Raw genomic sequence first — 16,496 nt, 5'->3', positions numbered from 1 at the left:
CATGCGCCGAAACAGCATTCCCTGTCGTCAAGGCTGCGCTCTGGTAGCAGGGAATGCTGTTTCGCGGGTCAGCGACGCCGGCGCCTGCGACCCGTGCCGAAGATGCTGCGGGTGATCTCGCGGCCGATGACGGTGCCCGCCGAGCGCATCGCGCTCTTGAATGCCGGGCTGTCCATCACCTTGTCGAACAGACCCGGCTCCGGGGCCGGCGCAGGCATGGGCGGGACGTCGAACCCGGTGGGCACCGGCGGCAGGTCCGCGGGCGGTGAGGGCGGCGCCAGCCGGGCGGCCAACCGCTCGTAGGCGGATTCGCGGTCGACGGTCTGGCCGTACTCGGCCTGCAGCGGGCTGGCGGCCGCCGCGGCGACGATCGCCCCGGTGCCGATCGTGTCCATCAGCGACCGCGGGGCACGCATCCGCGTCCACGCCACCGGCGTCGGGACACCCTGTTCCGACAGCACCGTGACGATGGCCTCGCCGATGCCCAGCGACGACAGCGCCGACTGCAGGTCGTAGACGTCGGTCTTCGGATAGGTGCGCACGGTCTTGCGCAGCGCCTTCTCGTCGTCGGGGGTGAACGCGCGCAACGCGTGCTGCACCCGCGCGCCGAGTTGCGACAGCACGCCGCTGGGCACGTCGGTCGGCAACTGCGTGCAGAAGAACACGCCGACGCCCTTGGACCGGATCAGCTTGACCGTCTGCTCGACCTGTTCGAGGAACGCCTTCGACGCGTCGGCGAACAGCAGGTGCGCCTCGTCGAAGAAGAACACCAGCTTCGGCTTGTCGAGGTCACCGACCTCCGGCAGCGTCGTGAACAGGTCGGCCAGCACCCACATCAGGAAGGTGGAGAACAACACCGGGCGGACGGCCTGGCTGCCCAGTTCGAGCAGCGTGACGACCCCGCGGCCCTCGGCGTCGACGCGCAGCAGATCGTCGGGTTCGAACTCCGGCTCGCCGAAGAAAGTGTCGGCGCCCTCGGCCTCGAGGTTGACCAGCGCGCGCAGGATCACTCCGGCCGTCGTCGTGGACACCGCGCCGAGCGCCTTGAGCTCGAGTTTCCCGTCCTCGCTGGTGAGGAAGTGGATCACCGACCGCAGATCCTTCAGATCGAGTAGCGGCAGTCCTTTCTGGTCGGCCCAGTGGAAGATCAGACCGAGCGTCGACTCCTGGGTCTGGTTGAGCCCCAACACCTTCGAGAGCAGGATCGGCCCGAAGCTGGAGACGGTGGCGCGCACCGGCACCCCGGCGCCGTCGGCTCCGAGCGCCAGGAACTCGACCGGATACGCCGTCGGAGCCCACTGGTCGCCGGTGTCGGCCGCACGTTCGGAGATCCGCTCACCAGGTTCGCCGGGCCGCGCCAGCCCAGACAGATCGCCTTTGACATCGGCCATGAGCACCGGCACCCCGGCGGCCGACAACTGCTCGGCGAGCACCTGGAGCGACTTCGTCTTGCCGGTTCCGGTGGCGCCGGCCACCAGGCCGTGCCGGTTCACGGTCGCCAGTGGGATCCGGACCCGGGCGGCCGGATCGGCCACGCCGTCGACGACGACGGTGCCGAGTTCCAGCGCCTGGCCCTCGGTGGCGTAGCCGGCCGCGATGCCGGCGGCGCGACCGTCAGTCGACTCACTGGTCATGGCGCAGACCCTACTGGGGCACGGGTATCGGCGTGCGCATCCAGCGGGGGCGAATACCCTGATTCGCTGTGCGTGACGAACTGGTGTGGATCGACTGTGAGATGACCGGCCTGGATCTGAGGTCGGATCTGCTGATCGAGATCGCGGTGCTGGTGACCGATGCCGACCTGAACATCCTCGGCGAGGGTCTCGACGTGGTGATCCATGCGCCGGACGAGGCGCTCGACGCCATGATCCCGGTGGTGACCGACATGCACGCCCGCTCGGGTCTGACAGAGGAGGTGCGCGCCTCGACGGTCGACCTCGCCACGGCCGAGGAGATGGTGCTCGACTACATCCGCGGGCACGTCAAACAGGCCAAGACGGCACCGCTGGCCGGCAACTCGATCGCCACCGACCGCGGGTTCATCGCCCGTGACATGGCCACACTCGACGAGTACCTGCACTACCGGATGATCGACGTCAGCTCGATCAAGGAGTTGTGCCGCCGGTGGTATCCGCGGATCTACTTCGGTCAGCCGGAGAAGGGCCTGGCCCACCGCGCGCTGGCCGACATCCATGAGTCGATCCGGGAGCTGAAGTACTACCGGCAGACGGCGTTCGTCGCCCCGCCCGGGCCGTCGACCAGCGATATCGCCGCGATCGCCGCCGAACTCGGCCCACCCGGCAAGGACGCTCCGCAGACCGATTCGGCCGCAGGGCACCCGACCGGTTAAGATCGACGTCGCCGTACGGCCCGACGGGTCAGCGGCGATGGTGGCTGTAGTTCAGTTGGTAGAGCACCAGGTTGTGATCCTGGCTGTCGCGGGTTCGAGTCCCGTCAGCCACCCCAACTGAGACATCGCCCCACCTGCACATTCGCGGGTGGGGCGATGTTCGTTCACGAGCCGACCACTCGATCCTCGAAGAGGTCGGCGCCGTGCGCGACGCCACCGGTGGCGAGGAAGCCGGCGGCGACCCGTCTCGCGCCCTCCGTCATGGTCATCGCGTCACGGACCTTCTCGTGCAGGCGCGGCGCTGAGAGCTTCTTCGCAGGGAGGCGGGTGCCGCAACGGGCGACCTCGACGCGTCGCGCCACCTCGAACTGATCACGGCCGAACGGCACGACGCACACCGGAACGCCATGGAGGAGCGCCTTCTGCGTCGCACCCATTCCGCCGTGGGTCACCGCGCACACCGCACGGTCGAGGATCACGCCGTGCGGAACCTGCCCGCGCACCGTCGCATTGGGCCGGTCGGTGAGGTCCTCGGACAGCCCCGCCGGGAGCGTGGCGACCACGTGCACGGGATCGTCGGCCAGGGCGGTGATCGCGGTGCGCACGAGGCCGACGTCATCCTGCCGCTCCGACGATGTGGTGACCAGGACGATGGGCCGGTTGATCGCGCCCAGCCAGTCCGGGACGGTCTCCGGACCGGGGTCCAGCGCGCAGGGCCCGATCATGTGGACACGGTCGCCCCAGTCCGTCTGTGGGTACTGGAACGGTTTGCCGGTGGCCACCAGCATCAGCGGTGCCCGGCGCAGGTATTCGTCGGCCGACGCGACCGGCTCGAGGCCGACGGCGGCCCGGACGGCGTTGACGGGCGGGAGCAGCACCCTCTCGACGGACCGGGACACCACGAGCCGTGCGACGGCGTCACGCACCCGGCCCGCCACCCCCGGCAGGGGTGTGAGGCCCAGCCCGAACGGCGGTACGCCGGGCGACTCGAGCGGTGGGTTGTACGGCGAGAAACAGGCCCACGGTGTGTCACCGGCCTCGGCCGCCGACCGCGCACCCCAGCAGTTCACGTCGATCAGCAAGGCGTCAGGGCGGACCGATGTCACCGCCTCGGCGAAGTCGGCGACTTCGTGTTCGGCGCGGCGCGCGAACGCCGCCACACCGGACTTCAGGGCACGGCGCGGATCGGTGGTCTGCCAGTCGTCGAGCGAGATCGCCTCGATGCGCGGGTCGATCGCTTCGGCGTCGAAGCCGAGGCTCCGCCCGAGATCCACGTAGCCGGAGAGCGTGCGCAGCACGATTCGGTGACCACGGCGCTGCAGCTCCACCAGCAGGGCGCTGATCGGGAGCATGTGACCCAGCGCGGGCGAGGTGTATGCCAGGATCGTCGCCACCTCTCAGCTCCCGTCTCCTGCGGTCGCCTCGTCGAAGAGTCGACGGGCGTGCGGGATTCGGCCTCTGGCGTCGAGTCTTTCGCACAGGTCGAGGTACCGGCCGGCCCATTGCATGTAGCCGGACCGATCGCCCCTCGCGTTCGCCAGCAGGGCCCGTGACTTGAGCCACCACAGGTCCAAAGCGGGGATGTCCGGGCGGCGGTCTAGCCAGCGCACGACAACCCGGTGTGCCTCCGCGAGGTCGTCGGCGGCGCCGCGGGCGAGCAGGATCTCCGTCAGGGCTTCCGCGGCGCACGCCGCGAACAACCTTGTGCCGCTTGTCATGTGGACATCGAACACGGCTCGTAGCTCAGCGATGGCGCCATCGCGTCGCCCCTTCCGTGCGGCGTCGACCGCGAGGTCGGCGGCGATGGCCGCCAATCCGACGACGAGCAGTCGCCGTTTGCGAATGCTGTCCTGTGCCTGTTCGAGCAGGTGAACATCGCCACCGCTCGGAGCATTCTGCGTCCGTAACAGCACCGCGCCGGCTGTCCACTGGGCGGCGATCAGGGCGCTCATGTCACCGAAGGATTCAGCGCGTCGCAACGCCTCGCACACATCGTCGACCAGGTCCTCCGCCCGACTCATGCCCAGCATCACCACGATCCCGGAGTAGTGCAGGATCATCGCGTAGTCCACCGGGTGCAGATCCCGCGCCAGGGCGATGCCCTGACGGAGGTCTCTCCAGCCCTGGGTCGAGTCGCCCATGACGATCTCGATGACACCCCGCAGCGCCCGTGCGGGTGCGAGCTCCACCGGCGGCGCGTCGGCCAGATCCAGCAAGGCGTCGACGTGTCTCGCCGCGGCATCGATCTCACAGTTGGAGAACCGGGCGAAGGCCAGCGCATTCAGGACGATGCTCCGGGCCTGCGCGTCGGACCCGATGCCGTCGACGATGTCCTCGACTTCGGATGCGAGCGCCGCAGCCGACGGAACCTGGTTCTCGTTGACGACGAACGACCAGATCCGCCCGACCGTACCGATCGCGAGGGATCTCAGATCGCCGAGTTGCAGGGCCAGTTCGCGAAACCGAAGGTACTGGTCCTGGGTGTCGACGTCGTCCCCCACATAGAGAAGCGTCGACATGAGCATGGTCCGGGGTGCGACACGCATGGCAAGAACGTCGTCGTGGCCGTCGGGTAACCGGTCGGCGATGCGTTGCGCGTTCTCCCATTCCGTCCGCGCGGCGAGCAGGTCTCGTGGCCGGAGCCATTCAGCCGCCCGCATACGCCATCGATGCGCGGCAACGTCGTCACCGGCGGCCTCGAGGTGAGTGGCGATCAGTGCGGCGTTCTCGTCGGCGGCGCCTCGGTCCCGCGCCGCGATGGCCGCGGCCAGCCGACGGTGCGCCTCGGCTCTCGTCGTGGTCAGCTGCGAGTCGTAGGCGACCGCACGCACCAATGGGTGGTGGAAGCAGTAACGCTGGCGCGGAACGAATTCCGTTTGGTCGATCAGCTCCGCGGCCACCAGTTCGGCCAGCTGCGACGACACCATGTCGGGCCGTAGGGCGCGCAGAGTGTCCGCGTCGAACCGCGTACCGACGACGGCGGCGGCGTTCAGGATGGACTTGGCCTCGGCCGGCAACCGGTCGATGCGGGCCGCGAGCACGGCTTGGATCGTTGCGGGGACGGAGATCTCGTCGAGGTCGCCGGTCAGGCGGTAGGCGCCCCTGCTCCCGGAGAGCGCACCGCGACCCACCAGATCGCGCACGATCTCCTCGATGAAGTACGGATACCCCGCCGCCGCGCCGGCCACCCGCTCGTACAGTCCGGTCAGCGACGGGTCACCGCCGAGGACCTGACCCACCAGCTCCAGCGCCAGCGCGTCGGAAAGCGGCCGCAGCCTGATCCGGTGCGCCGAACGACGATGCAGCGCACCGCGGAACTCGGGCCGGTAGGTCGTCACGAGGATCGAGGTCGTCAGGCTCAGAGTCGCGGCGAAATCCGCGAGCACCGCGTCGCTGGGTTCGTCGATCCAGTGGGCATCCTCGAGCACGATCACAGCCCTGGTCGGGCGTCGTCGAACGACCTGCGCCATCATCTCCAGTAAGCGGTGACGCCGGCCGTCGACGCTGACCTGCAGCGGCGGTGCGTCCTGATCTGCAATTCCCATGGCGTCGAACAGAATCTGCTCGTCGGCGACGCCGATGTTCAACGGGCGGCATGCGGCCGACGCGACCTCGCGGGCCCGGGCGTCGTCCAGCCCCTCGATCTGGAATACCGCGCGCAACAATCTCGACAGCGCGCGGAACGGAACTGTGGACGTATGGGCTTCGCAGCGGGCGAGGAGGATGTCCGCACCCCCGCCCGTGGCCATCGCACCGAACTCCCCGATCAACCGGCTCTTTCCGACGCCGGGGGCACCGATGATCCCGACGAGGCACCCGGTCGCGTCGTCGAGCAGCGCATGCAACCGGGCCAGTTCGGCGTCCCGGCCGAGCATGACGCCCTCATTGCGCCCCAACACCGATCGGGTCGACTCCACGGCGAAGAGTTGTCTCGCGGGCACGGGCACGTCGCTGCCCTTGACGGCAACCTGCCGAACGGGACCCAGCCGGGCGGCCTCGCCGACGAGGCGGGCCGTGGAGGACGAACAGAGGACACCGTCGGGCGGCGCCGCGGCTTCCATGCGTTGCGCCATCCCGACGGGATGGCCGACCGCCGTGTAGCGGCCCGGCCCGGTGCCGATCTGCCCGGCGATGACCTCGCCGGAGTTGAGGCCGATGCGCAGGTGGAGAGCGACGCCGTCGCAGCGCAGCACCTCGGTGGCCAGTTCCCGGGCCGCCGACTGGATCTCGAGCGCGGCGATACATGCCCGCAGGGCGTGATCCTCGAGTGCCAGCGGAGCGCCGAACAGAGCCATCAGGCCGTCCCCGGTGAACTTGTCCACGGTGCCCTGGTAGCGCTGAACCACCGCGCCCGCCCGGTTGAACAGTTCGTGCATGAGCTGTTGGAGTCGCTCGGCGTCCAGCATCGCAGCGAGCTTCATGGATTCCACGACGTCGGCGAACAGAACCGTCACCTGCTTGTGCTCCCCGGCGGCCGGCCTCGCGGAGACGGGGCTGCCGCACATGTCGCAGAAGCGGGCCTTGGCGCGTAGGTCGTTACCGCACGACCCACAGCGCCCGGCGGCATCAGTGGTGTGGCCGGCCATCCTCCGTCATCTCCCGCGCCGACAGTCTTCTCCATGGTCGCGCATGCGCGGGCCGATCGGCCGGTAACGGAGAACTTGTGGTGATCCGCACCCGGACACGACGAAGCGCCTCATCCGAATGGGTGAGGCGCTTCGTCGTTCCAGCGGTCAGACGCCGGCGTTACCGGCCTCCCACTGCTCCCACGGGATGTTCCAGTCGCCGAGACCGTCGGTGCCCGGCAGCACCGAACCGACGGTGTTGACGACCTCGACGATGTCTCCGCGCTTGGTGTTGTCGTAGAACCACTTCGCGTTCGACGGGCTCACGTTGAGGCAGCCGTGGCTGACGTTGCTGCTGCCCTGCGAACCCACCGACCACGGCGCGGAGTGGACGTAGATGCCGCTGTAGGACATCTGCGTGGCCCAGTCCACCTCGGTGCGGTAGCCGTTGGGCGAGTTGACCGGCACGCCGTAGGTCGACGAGTCCATCACCAGATGCGAGTACCGGTCGCCGATGATGTAGGTGCCGTTGTTGGTCGGGGTGCTGTTCTTGCCCATCGAGATCGGCATGGTCTTGACGACCGCGCCGTTGCGGCGGACCGTCAGTGTCTTCGTCGCGTCGTCTGCGGTCGCGACCACCTGATCGCCGATGGTGAACTGCGTCTTGACGTTGTCCTGGCCGAACAGCCCGTCACCGAAGTCGACGCCGTAGGTGTTCACCTCGACCTCGACCTTCGTACCCGGCTCCCAGTACTCGGCGGGACGCCAGCGGACCTCGCGGTTGCTCAGCCAGTAGAACGCGCCTTCGACGGGCGGGTCGGTCTTGACCGAGATGGCCCGTTGCGCCGCCAGCCGGTTGGTGATGTTCTCGTCGAACCGGATCGCCACCGGCTGACCCACCCCGACGACCTCGCCCTCGTTGGGCAGCACGTAGGGCATCGTCAGATTCTCCGGCGAATGCGTCTCGAACGTCATCTGCCGGCTGGTGACACCACCGAGGCCCATCGACTTCGCGGTCAGCGTGTAGCTCTTGTTGTATCCGAGCGGCTCGGTGGTGGCCCAGGTGAGACCGTCCTGGCTCAGCTTGCCCGCAACCGCGTCGCCGTCCTCGTTGACCATCGTGACCGAGCCGAGCACACCGCCCTCGGCGGCGACCGTGACCGGACTGTCCACCGCGACGCCCACGGCCCCGTCGGTCACCGAGGATGTGAGCTTCGGCACCAACAGATCCCCGAACGGGGTGCCCTTGTCGGTGATCACCTGCTGCGCCTCGGGTTGTGAGTCGCTCGAGCACGAAGTGAGCCCCACCGCCAGGGCGGGAATCATCAGCATGCCCGCCCACCACGCTCGTTGCCGACGCGGACGGGTCACCGAACGGACCTGCCACATTGTCTTCTCCACCTCACACCCAGGGTTTCGCTCAAACGGATTTCGTCGTGCCACAGTCTACTGGCAGCACCGACATGGAGCCTGCCGGCGAGAGCCGCCCGGCACCCCCGAGCCGATACGATTTCACGTCGCAGCGCTCGGCCTGTTATCGTCTCTCCCGCGCGCCGTTAGCTCAGTTGGTAGAGCAGCTGACTCTTAATCAGCGGGTCCGGGGTTCGAAACCCTGACGGCGCACCACCACGAAAGCCCCGCTCGCGCGGGGCTTTCGTCGTTTTCGAGGAGGTTCACCGGGATGGCCTAAGTGCCGTCCGGCCCCTCCTCGCCGTGGTCGCCGGGGGCCCCGGCGGACGTGCCGGAGCCGCCGGTGCCACCGACGCCCGCGCTGCCACCGCTGCCCGGCTGACCGGGATTGCCGGGGTTGCCGGGTCCACCGGGTTCGAGGCCCCACTGGTTTCCCGTTCCGCCCAGTCCCGCCGCGCCGCGGTTGCCGCCGACAGCGCCGTCCCCGCCGTCTCCGCCTGCGCCGCCCGCGTCGGCGCCGGAGTCACCACCGGCGCCGCCCCAGCCGCCATTGCCGCCCGCACCACCGTTACCGCCGTTGTGGCCTTGGCCCCCGTAACCGGGGGATGTCCCGAACGCGCCGCCGAAGCCGCCGGTGCCGCCGTTACCGCCGTTGCCACCGCGACCGCCTGCGTTGGCGTTGCCGCCGTTGCCGCCGGCACCGGCGGGTCCGAGCGCGGAATCGCCGCCGGCGCCCCCCCAGCCGCCGTTGCCGCCATAGCCGCCGTCGCCGGCCTTACCGCCCCCGGCTGCCCTGCCGTTGGCAATGTAGGCACCACCGTGGCCGCCGTCGCCGCCTCGGCCGCCCACACCGCCGACGTCACCCGCGCCACCGGCGCCACCGCTCCCGGTTCCGAGCGCGGCGCCGCCGGCACCGCCGGCTCCGCCACCGGAGGCGGCACCGCCGTCACCGCCCCAGACGCCGGACCCGGCCATCCATCCTTCACTGGAACCGCCGTCACCGCCTCTGCCGCCGGCACCGCCGTCGGCGCCGGCCCCGCCTCTGCCGCCGGCACCGCCGTTGCCCGAGCCATGAGCCGCACCGCCGGCCCCACCGGTACCGGCGTATCCGCCGTTGCCTCCGTCGCCGGCGTTGCCGCCGGTGCCGCCGTACGTCTCGTAATTGTCTTCGTCGATTCCGCCGTTTCCGCCGCGAGCGCCGCCACCACCGGCGCCGGCCACCCCGGCGTTGCCGCCGGCTCCACCGTTGCCCGAGCCGTGAGCCGCACCGCCGGCCCCGCCGTTGCCGCCGAAGCCGCCGTGACCGCCGGTCGCGCCGTGGCCGCCGTCGCCGGCATCGGGAGCAGGGCCGCCTATCGGGCCGTCGGGCAGAGGTTGAGTGCCGTTCTTCCCGCCGTGACCGCCGGCCCCGCCGGTGCCGCCGATGCCGCCGGAACCGCCGAGACCGCCCGCGCCGCCATCACCCGAGCCCAGCGCCGCGCCACCTGCCCCGCCGACGCCGCCATCACCGGCGAAACCGCCTTCGCCGCCGTTGCCGCCCTGCTGGCCGGAGTCGAGATACCCCTCACCCGATTTGCCGTTGCCGCCCTTGCCGCCGACTCCGCCGTTGCCACCGTTGCCACCTGCGCCGCCGTTGCCACCGTTACCCGACGTCGACCCGCCGAGGCCGCCGGCCCCGCCGTCACCGCCGTCCGTACCCGACAAACCGAATCCGCCTGCAGCACCGGAGCCCTCGGCGCCATTCGCTCCCGCGGTACCGGCGATGCCGTTGCCGCCGCGCCCGCCGTCACCGCCGTTGCCGACCGCGCCGCCGTTTCCGCCGGCACCGCCCTGACCACCGGCTACGCCCGCCGCCGTCGCGTGTGCGCCGGCGCCGCCGTGACCACCGTTGCCGCCGCTGGTCACCGGGGTTCCGGCTGCGCCGGTCGCGCCGGCGCGGCCGCTGTCCGACAGGCCGCCGGAGCCGGCCGCACCGCGCACGCCTCCGGCTCCGACGCTTCCGGGGTTACCGCCGTGGCCACCCGAACCCGCCGCATTGGTGGCGGAACCGGCCGCCCCGTTGCCGCCGTCACCCGGTGTGCCGGCGTCGCCACCGCGGCCGCCTGCGCCACCGTCGCCGTTGCTGCCCGATGTGCCGGACCCACCTGCCGTACCGCCGCCGGCGCCACCGGTTCCGCCGGCTCCACCCGCGGCGCCGTCGCCACCGTCGGTGCCGTTGCGGCCGTTCGGCTCACCGGGGACCAGGCTGACCGTGCCGTCGGCACCGTCGATGCCGTTGCCGCCGTTACCGCCGCGCCCACCACGTCCACCGATACCGCCCGCGCCGCCGTTCCCGGAGATCGAGCCGCCCAGGCCGCCGGCCCCGCCGTTGCCGCCCTGTCCGCCGGCCACGCCGTTCTGCGCCGGGATGACGCCGGCGTCTATCAGTACCGCATTCGTCCCGTGGTCACCGGCGGCGCCGTCGCCGCCGGCCCCGCCCGCACCGCCGTTGCCGCGGTTGCCGCCATTTCCGCCTCGGCCACCGTTGCCGACCACCGTCGCGAGCGTGGGGGGGCTGTAGCCGGTGCCGCCGCGACCGCCGTCACCGCCGCCGGTGACCGCCGCGCCCGCCACACCGTTCACCCCCGCGACGCCGCCACGGCCTCCTCGGCCGGCCTGACCACCCGTTCCGCCGGCACCGGCGGCTCCCACGTTGCCGCCGTCGCCACCGGCCCCGCCGTCCGGGCTGTCGGCGTCACCCGCCGCGCCGGCCCCACCGTCACCTGCAGAGCCGCCGACGCCGCCGTTGGCCGCATTCCCCCCGTTGCCGTTGGCGCCGGCTCCGCCGAAGAACGACTTACCGCCTGCCCCACCCGCTCCCCCGGCGCCGCCTACGCCGCCGGCGCCGCCGCTACCGCCGGCCTGGCCCGCGCCGCCGGCGACGCTCGCCGCAGCACCGTTCACGCCATTGCCGCCATCGCCGCCGATCGCCCCGGCACCTCCCAGGCCGCCGGCGCCTCCGCGACCGAACAGGCCGCTGTAGCCACCGGCCCCGCCGGCCCCACCGGCGCCGCCCACCGAACCGTCGGTCCCGGATTGCCCTGGTTCGAGGCCGTCGCTCCCCGCGGCGCCCGGCGTCCCGTCCGCGCCCGCGCCGCCGGCCCCACCGTTGCCGACCACCAGGCCACCGCGGCCACCGCGGCCACCCGCACCGTTGTTGACGCCTGCCTCCCCGGCCCCGCCTGCACGACCGTTACCGATGAGTCCGGCGGAGCCGCCGTTGCCACCGCGGTAGCCACCGCCGCCGGTGCCCATCAGAAGACCGCCGTTGCCGCCGGTGCACACCCTGCTTGCTGGGCACGAGTCCGCGGTATAGCTGAAGCCGTTGCCGAGCAGCAGTCCCGCGTTGGGGCGATCGGCGGTGCCGTTGCTGACGAACAGCCCGACGATGTTCCCGACCACGACACCGGGGTTCGGTCGAGTGGCTGCCGCGCCGGGCACCCTCGTCGCGGGCGCTTCCAGCGACCGGTTGCCGACGGTTGCGTCGGGTGAGGGGTCCGCTGGAGCGATCTCGCCATCGGAGCCGGCGGTCCCTGCACCCGAACCGTCACGCGATGAGCGCGACCGCGACACGTCCCCTCGAGACCTGTAGAAATTTCGGATCGACGACTTGGAGTCGCCGTCGTCCTCGGTCTTCTCGCGGGTGACCTTGGAGGCCGTCGCGCCGGACGAGGTTGTCGCCGCGCCGGATTCGTTCCTTACGTCCCCGTCGTCCCGTGACGACTGACCGCTGCCGGTGGACGCGCCGGTACCGCCCTTGTCCGACTGTGACGTCGATGACGAACCGCCGTCCGAGGTCGGTTCGGCGTGCGCCAGTCCGGCACCGGCGATCATCGCCGCACCCAACCCGACAGTGACCGCCCCCGCGCTCAACCAGCCCGACACCGGAAGAACGCGAGGGAGCTTCTCCTTGCGTCCGTGCTGGGCCTTGCCGGTGCTGCGATGCTTACCCGCCACGAAATTCCTCTCATCTGACACGGATCCAGGCGGTTCGAGCCGTGTCAGGTACTGAGCCGTGGCCGGTCGCTCGGACCGGCGTACTCACGTACAAGATTTGCTAGATGACGCCCCGGGGCGTGAGACTATCTGAGAAATACTTAATTGACGACCTGTTTGCGATTTTGCCCGAATCTCCGTTTCGAGCCGTCACTGTTTCCGATGGCACACAGCGGAACCGTCTGGGTGAGGGCGAGGCGCGTTTGCCCCCGTCCGCGGGGGCACGATGGCGTCGCTGGGGCCGCGGATGTCCCATCGACGTCATGGCAACCGCCAGAGAAATGTGCTGGTCCGGCCCATGAGCGTCAGGTGGGCTGCGCCGGACCCTTGCGATGATGTTGCGGACGTCGCTCGGATATCCCGCTTTCAGCGGCACCAATCGGCCTGTCGGGTCCCTGGCTGGTACTGTCCCCCGTTAGCTGGCAACTTTGCCACATCGACACCACGACGGAATGAGGTCTTAGCTGATGCCCACAGCACGCGTTCCGCACATTCCAGTGGCGCCCGCCCCCGCCCCGAGGGGCGACGTCGCAGCGCAGGGGCCGCTGACCGTCGTGAGCTGCAGCCGACTGGGCCGTCGCGCGAATCCACCGCGCCTCTCGCTCGCCGACTGGCTGATCCCGTCCCGTCGGCGCTGACCCCGGTCTAGCGGCGGGAGCGCCGCACCGTGACCACGACGATGAGCAGTGTCACGCCGGCCAGCGAGGCCGCCACCGGCGGCCGCGACACGAACCGGATCACCTGTGCCTTGACGTCGTCGGCCAACCGGCGCGGGTTGGCCCGCTCCGCCAGGGAATCGACGGTCAGCGCCAGCCGGTCACGCGCCGCGTCGATGTCCTTCTTGATGGCCTCGGGATCCCGGTCCGCCACGTCATGTCCTCCATGTCCCGTGCTGGGTCCCCAGTCTGGTCCCCGTCCTGCGCAACTACCCTAGATCAGCCGGTGTGACGATGACGGCACCGGTCGATCAGAAGGGACAGCCATGCCTCAGACCCCTCGCCTCGCAGTTGGTGACGCCGCACCCGAGTTCAGCCTCTCCGACGCCGACGGCAACACCGTGAGCCTGTCGGATTACCGGGGCCGCAAGGTCATCGTCTACTTCTACCCCGCCGCGTCCACACCGGGTTGCACCAAGCAGGCGTGCGACTTCCGTGACAACCTCGCCGAACTCAACGAGGCAGGACTCGACGTGGTGGGCATCTCGCCCGACAAGCCGGCCAAGCTCGCGAAGTTCCGCGACAAAGAGGGGCTGACCTTCCCGCTGCTGTCCGACCCGGACAGAGAGGTGCTCACCGCCTGGGGCGCCTTCGGCGAGAAGACGATGTACGGCAAGACCGTTCAGGGCGTCATCCGCTCCACGTTCCTGGTCGACGAGGAGGGCAGGATCGCCGAGGCGCAGTACAACGTGCGCGCCACCGGCCACGTCGCGAAGCTGCGCCGCGACCTGTCGGTCTAACCCACGCCGAGTTTCTCGAGCAACAGCGCCTCGGCGGTGGCCGCCCGTTCGAGCACACCGAGGTGCAGGCTCTCGTTCACGCTGTGCGCCTGCGTCCCAGGATCCTCCACACCGGTCACCAGGATCGTCGCGTGCGGGAACGCGGCGGCGAACTCGGCGATGAACGGGATCGACCCGCCCATGCCCATGTCCACCGGATCGGCACCCCACGCCTGGGCGAAGGCGGCGCGCGCGGCGTCGTAGACCGGGCCGGCGGCGTCGATCGCGTACGGCTGGCCGACGTCGCCGGGGGTCACCGTGAGCTGCGCACCCCAGGGCACGTGCGCTTCGAGGTGGCGGGTCAGCGCATCCAGATGTGCGCGTGCGTCGCCGCCCGGCGCCACCCGCATGCTGATCTTGGCGCGTGCCCGCGGGATCAGCGTGTTGGAGGATCTGTCGATCGGCGTGGTGTCGATCCCGATCACGGTGATCGCCGGTTTGGCCCACAGCCGTTGGACCACTGAGCCCGAACCGATCTCGTCCACACCGGGCAGCAGCCCGGATTCCTCGCGCACCCAGTCCGGGCCGCGGTCGACCGTGACATCCGGGCCGGCGGCACCCGTTTCGTGCAGACCGGCGACCGCCACGTTGCCCTCGTCGTCGTGCAGGCTCGCCAACAGCCGCACCAGCACGCTCAGCGCATCCGGCACCACGCCGCCCCACAGCCCCGAGTGCAGGCCGTGGTCGAGGGTGGCGACCTCGACCACGCAGTCGGCCAGGCCGCGCAGCGAGACGGTCAGCGCGGGCCGCTCGGTGCTCCAATTGTCGGAGTCGGCGATGACGATCACGTCGGCGGCCAGCGAATCCCTGTGCGCGGCAAGCAGGTTCGCCAGCGAGGGCGATCCGGACTCCTCTTCGCCCTCCACGAACACCGTCACCCCGACCGGGGGTTTCCCGCCGAACGCGCGGAACGCGGCCAGATGCGTGGCGATGCCGGCCTTGTCGTCGGCCGTCCCGCGGCCGTACAGCCGACCGTCGCGCTCGGTGGGCTCGAACGGTGCCGACGACCACTGGGCGGGGTCGCCTTCGGGCTGCACGTCGTGGTGGGCGTAGAGCAGCACCGTCGGCGCACCGGGCGGCGCGGGGTGGCGGGCGATCACCGCGGGCGCTCCGCCCTCGGCGACGATGGCCACATCGTCGAATCCGGCCGCCCCGAGCAGATCTGCCACCGCCTTCGCGCTGCGCTGCACCTCGTCGCGCCGCGCCGGATCGGCCCACACCGACTCGATGCGCACCAGATCCTCGAGATCGGACCGCACCGACGGCAGAACCTCCCGCACCCGCGCCACCACGTCGCTCATGCGCACGAGCGTAGTGGGTCACCCGAGTGGGGCGAGCAGGTGAAAGTCAGCCGGTCTCGGCGTCCCGGCGCTCCTCCTGGAGCCGGTCCTTGCTGCGCAACAGCCGCAGCAGTGTCACCAGACCCAGCCCCCCGAGCACGTTGCCGACCAGCGTGTAGGCGAACCACCACAGCCAGTCGAGGTAGCCGAACGGGGCGTCACCGGAGATGAACGCGCCGAAGATCATCAGCGAGTCCAGGATGGAGTGAAACATCTGCAGCCCAGCCAACATGAATGCGCCGGCGACGGCCGCGGCGATCTTGCCCAGCACCGAATCGGTGCCGTGCTGCATCCGGGTCATCAGCGTGATCACCATGCCGCCGAGCAGCGCGAGCGCGAACGTCTTCGCCGACAGCGGCGCCGTGGCGTAGTGGCCGGCAGATTCGACGGTCTGCTCGTGCAACTGGGGGAACGCCGTCATGATCAGCAGCATCAGCACCCAGCCACCGACCAGGTTGGCCGCCAGCGTGCCGCCCCACAGCTTGAACAGCTGCGCGACGCTGGCGCGTTTGGCCGCCACGGTGGTGACCGGCACCAGGAAGCCCTCGGTGAACAGTTCGCTCCGCCCCAACAGCAGCGCGAGGAACCCGATCGAGAACGCCAGCCCCGCCAGCAGCGGATTCTGCGTCGCGTGCAGGACATACAGGTACGCGAGCACACCGACCGCGATCTCGGTGCCACCGAAGAATCCGGTCACCAGCACCTCGCGCCAACTCCGGTGCAGCCGCTGGGTGCCCTCGTCCACCATCCGCCGGAAGGCGTGTTCGAGCGCGTCCTCGATGGGGCTGTCCGACTCCCCCAGTTGGCGCTGGCTGGTCTCACTCACGATCGGTCCTCACGTCGGCGAACCGCACGGGTACCCGATGAGTGAGTCGTCGAAGCGCCGCCGCGCCGCTCAGGGCTCTTCGATGACGGCGACGGCCGCCGCCGTATCCCCTTCGTGCGTGAGCGACACGTGAATGGTCGCCTCCCTGAGATGTTCGGCGATGTCGCCGGTGAGCCGCACCTTCGGCCGGCCCCACATGTCGGTGACCACCTCGATGTCGCGGTGAATACCCTCCGGCAGCGCCGGCCGCTTGGCGAACCGCGACCCCGACCACGCCTTGATGACGGCTTCCTTCGCCGCCCACCGCGCGGCGAGATGCCGCGCCGCCGACGAACTCTTGTCGGCGGCGTCGCGGCGCTCACCCGGGGTGAACGTCTCGGCGAACACCGTGCCGGGACGGTCCACCTGCTCCGCGAAGTCCGGAATGGACACCAGATCGATCCCCACTCCGACTATCGCCACCCGCGGAACGCTA

11 protein-coding genes and 2 tRNA genes are annotated in these 16,496 nt (G+C 70.5%); 4 read left to right on the top strand and 9 right to left on the bottom strand.

Features of this window, described 5'->3' with window-relative positions:
• Nucleotides 1-68: 68 nt before the first annotated feature.
• A complete protein-coding gene (locus AU196_RS15500) occupies nucleotides 69-1,634 on the bottom strand; it encodes a helicase HerA-like domain-containing protein (protein WP_059095955.1) in 1,566 nt (521 codons plus the stop codon).
• A gap of 68 nt (nucleotides 1,635-1,702) precedes the next feature.
• Here AU196_RS15500 and orn point away from each other — a divergent pair, with 68 nt between their 5' ends.
• Nucleotides 1,703-2,350, top strand: a complete 648-nt coding sequence (orn, locus tag AU196_RS15495; RefSeq protein ID WP_059095954.1) for an oligoribonuclease — start codon at nucleotides 1,703-1,705, stop codon at nucleotides 2,348-2,350.
• A 40-nt stretch (nucleotides 2,351-2,390) separates the two neighbouring features.
• Nucleotides 2,391-2,466: transfer RNA gene (locus AU196_RS15490), tRNA-His, on the top strand.
• A gap of 48 nt (nucleotides 2,467-2,514) precedes the next feature.
• Here AU196_RS15490 and AU196_RS15485 read toward each other — a convergent pair.
• The 3 genes from AU196_RS15485 to AU196_RS15475 all read right to left on the bottom strand — a co-directional run bounded on the left by AU196_RS15485 (nucleotide 2,515) and on the right by AU196_RS15475 (nucleotide 8,304).
• Nucleotides 2,515-3,744 (bottom strand): glycosyltransferase, encoded by a 1,230-nt coding sequence (locus AU196_RS15485; protein ID WP_059095953.1) that lies wholly within the window; start codon nucleotides 3,742-3,744, stop codon nucleotides 2,515-2,517.
• Between the two features lie 3 nt (nucleotides 3,745-3,747).
• Entirely contained in the window at nucleotides 3,748-6,936 is a 3,189-nt protein-coding gene (locus AU196_RS15480) for an adenylate/guanylate cyclase domain-containing protein (RefSeq protein WP_059095952.1), read from the bottom strand.
• Nucleotides 6,937-7,083: 147 nt separating this feature from the next.
• The gene (locus AU196_RS15475; RefSeq protein ID WP_059095951.1) at nucleotides 7,084-8,304 is read right to left on the bottom strand and encodes a L,D-transpeptidase; all 1,221 of its coding nucleotides are present in this window, start codon (nucleotides 8,302-8,304) and stop codon (nucleotides 7,084-7,086) included.
• Between the two features lie 161 nt (nucleotides 8,305-8,465).
• On the opposite strand from AU196_RS15475, the gene AU196_RS15470 reads away from it, so the two are divergent.
• Nucleotides 8,466-8,541 (top strand) — tRNA-Lys (locus tag AU196_RS15470).
• A 60-nt stretch (nucleotides 8,542-8,601) separates the two neighbouring features.
• Here the strand turns inward: AU196_RS15470 and AU196_RS15465 are convergent.
• Nucleotides 8,602-12,321: a hypothetical protein gene (locus AU196_RS15465; RefSeq protein ID WP_059095950.1), complete on the bottom strand. Its 3,720-nt coding sequence runs from the start codon at nucleotides 12,319-12,321 to the stop codon at nucleotides 8,602-8,604.
• 684 nt (nucleotides 12,322-13,005) lie between these two features.
• The gene (locus tag AU196_RS15460; protein WP_059095949.1) at nucleotides 13,006-13,230 is read right to left on the bottom strand and encodes a DUF3618 domain-containing protein; all 225 of its coding nucleotides are present in this window, start codon (nucleotides 13,228-13,230) and stop codon (nucleotides 13,006-13,008) included.
• 112 nt (nucleotides 13,231-13,342) lie between these two features.
• Between AU196_RS15460 and bcp the strand changes: the two genes are divergently transcribed.
• Nucleotides 13,343-13,816 (top strand): thioredoxin-dependent thiol peroxidase, encoded by a 474-nt coding sequence (bcp, locus tag AU196_RS15455; protein WP_059095948.1) that lies wholly within the window; start codon nucleotides 13,343-13,345, stop codon nucleotides 13,814-13,816.
• Here the strand turns inward: bcp and AU196_RS15450 are convergent.
• From AU196_RS15450 to acpS, 3 genes are all read right to left on the bottom strand, one after another.
• A complete protein-coding gene (locus tag AU196_RS15450; protein ID WP_059095947.1) occupies nucleotides 13,813-15,156 on the bottom strand; it encodes a dipeptidase in 1,344 nt (447 codons plus the stop codon). The genes bcp and AU196_RS15450 overlap by 4 nt on opposite strands.
• A 46-nt stretch (nucleotides 15,157-15,202) precedes the next feature.
• On the bottom strand, nucleotides 15,203-16,021 hold the full coding sequence (locus AU196_RS15445; RefSeq protein ID WP_059095946.1) for a formate/nitrite transporter family protein: 819 nt from the start codon (nucleotides 16,019-16,021) through the stop codon (nucleotides 15,203-15,205).
• A gap of 69 nt (nucleotides 16,022-16,090) precedes the next feature.
• Nucleotides 16,091-16,483 (bottom strand): holo-ACP synthase AcpS, encoded by a 393-nt coding sequence (acpS, locus tag AU196_RS15440; RefSeq protein WP_011561029.1) that lies wholly within the window; start codon nucleotides 16,481-16,483, stop codon nucleotides 16,091-16,093.
• Between the last annotated feature and the right edge of the window lie 13 nt (nucleotides 16,484-16,496).

Origin of the sequence: Mycobacterium sp. IS-1742 (assembly GCF_001500125.1) — a bacterium.
Taxonomy (GTDB): Bacteria; Actinomycetota; Actinomycetes; order Mycobacteriales; family Mycobacteriaceae; genus Mycobacterium.
Note: the sequence above shows the minus strand (reverse complement) of the source record. Positions and strands in the feature narration are given on the sequence as shown.